Origin of the sequence: Streptomyces sp. MS191 (assembly GCF_008042125.1) — a bacterium.
In the GTDB taxonomy this organism is placed as follows: domain Bacteria; phylum Actinomycetota; class Actinomycetes; order Streptomycetales; family Streptomycetaceae; genus Streptomyces.
This window is the reverse complement of record NZ_RDBI01000060.1, coordinates 1-1,557: the sequence shown is the minus strand read 5'-3', so window position 1 is coordinate 1,557 and position 1,557 is coordinate 1. Positions and strand designations below refer to the sequence as shown.

The 1,557-nt window shown below is 69.9% G+C and carries 1 protein-coding gene; it reads right to left on the bottom strand.

Annotated elements, in window-relative coordinates; all coding sequences use genetic code 11:
- Positions 1 to 140: 140 nt before the first annotated feature.
- On the bottom strand, positions 141 to 1,505 hold the full coding sequence (locus tag EAO71_RS26265; protein ID WP_147980303.1) for an ABC transporter substrate-binding protein: 1,365 nt from the start codon (positions 1,503 to 1,505) through the stop codon (positions 141 to 143).
- Positions 1,506 to 1,557 lie beyond the last annotated feature (52 nt).

Here is a 1,557-nt window from a genome sequence, read left to right as displayed (position 1 = left end):
TCACCTGACATGACCACCGAGGTGGCCGCCGGCGGCCACCTCGGTGGTCATGTCAGGTGACCTTTCGCGGTCGGGCGGTCGACCGCCGCGGGCGTCACGGGGCCTGCGGCGGTCCGGGTGGGTGCGAGGTGCACGGCAGCTCAGTCGGTGACGTCGAGGGACTGCTTGCGCAGCGATTCGACGCTCTTGGCGTCGGCCGTCCTGAGCGCGTCGCCGAGGGTGCCGTTGCCGGAGATGGCCGCCGAGGTTCCGTCGCTGAGGAACCGGTAGGTGTCGGTCATGGTGGGACCCCAGGTGAAGTCGGTGTCGACGTTCCCCGATGCCTCCGCGAACACGTCGAAGATCTTCTGCTTGCCGTAGAAGTCGACGGGCTGCTGCAGCGCCGGGAGCTTCAGTCCGGCCTTGGCCGCCGGGTAGAGCCCGCCCTCCCGATTGAGGATCTCCAGAGCCTCCGGATCCGAGTTCAGCCACAGGGCGAATCGCGAGGCCTCGTAGGGGTGTTCGGCACCGGCCGTGACGACGGTCGTCGATCCGCCCCAGTTCCCGGCGGCCTTGTCTCCCTTGTCCCACTGCGGCATCGGAGCCACGGCCCACTTGCCCGCGGTCGCGGCGGCGTTGTCACGAATGGTGCTGTACCCCCACGCGGCGCCGATCCAGGTGACGACCTCCCCGTCGGACCACGCCTTGTACAGCGCCGGCGAGAAGCCCTGCAGGTCGGTCGCGACGAGCTTGTCGTCGATCAGGCGCTGCCAGTACGTGGCCACCTTCCGGCTTTCGGGCCGGTCGACCGTCACCTTCCACGTGTCGCCCTGGCGGTCGAACATGCCGGCGCCGTTCTGCCACAGCAGTCCGGTGAACCAGTTCGGGTCGGTCTGGGAGAAGTGGGTGACGTAGCGGCCGGGGGCGTCGGCCTTGATCTTGCGCGCCGCCGCCTCGTACTCGGCCCAGGTGGTGGGGGCGGCCAGGCCGAGCTTGTCGAAGACGTCCTTGCGGTAGAACAGGGCCATGGGGCCGGTGTCCTGGGGCACGGCCCAGACACCGTCCTTGCCGTCGGCTCCGAACGTCGCCTGGGACCACGTCCAGTCCACGAAGGTGCTTTTCGCCGCCGCAACGCCGTCGCACCGCGCGATGTCCCGCAGGCCCTCCTTGAGACGGAAGCTGGCCAGCGAGTCGTACTCGACCTGGGCGAGATCGGGAGCCTTCTTCGCCTTCAGGGCGTTCGAAAGGTTCTGGTACGTCCCCGCGTTGCCGGCCGGGGTGGTCTTCACCTTCACCTGGATCCGCGGGTTCTTCGCGTTCCATGCGGCCACGGCCTTCTCCATGCCGGGCACCCACGACCAGTACTCCAGCTTCACCGGCTCCTTGCTCGGCTCGCACGCGGCGGCCTTCGCGCCGCCACCGGCGGCCGAGTCGTCACCGCCGCAGCCCGTCAGCCCGACGAGCGCCAGCGCCAGCGCCGGAGCCACCAGTCGCCCGCGCCGCCCACGTCCCCTGTGCATCGCCATGTTCTCGCCCCTCGTGGGCGCCCCCGAGCCGGCTCTTCGGCCCTGTGTGGAC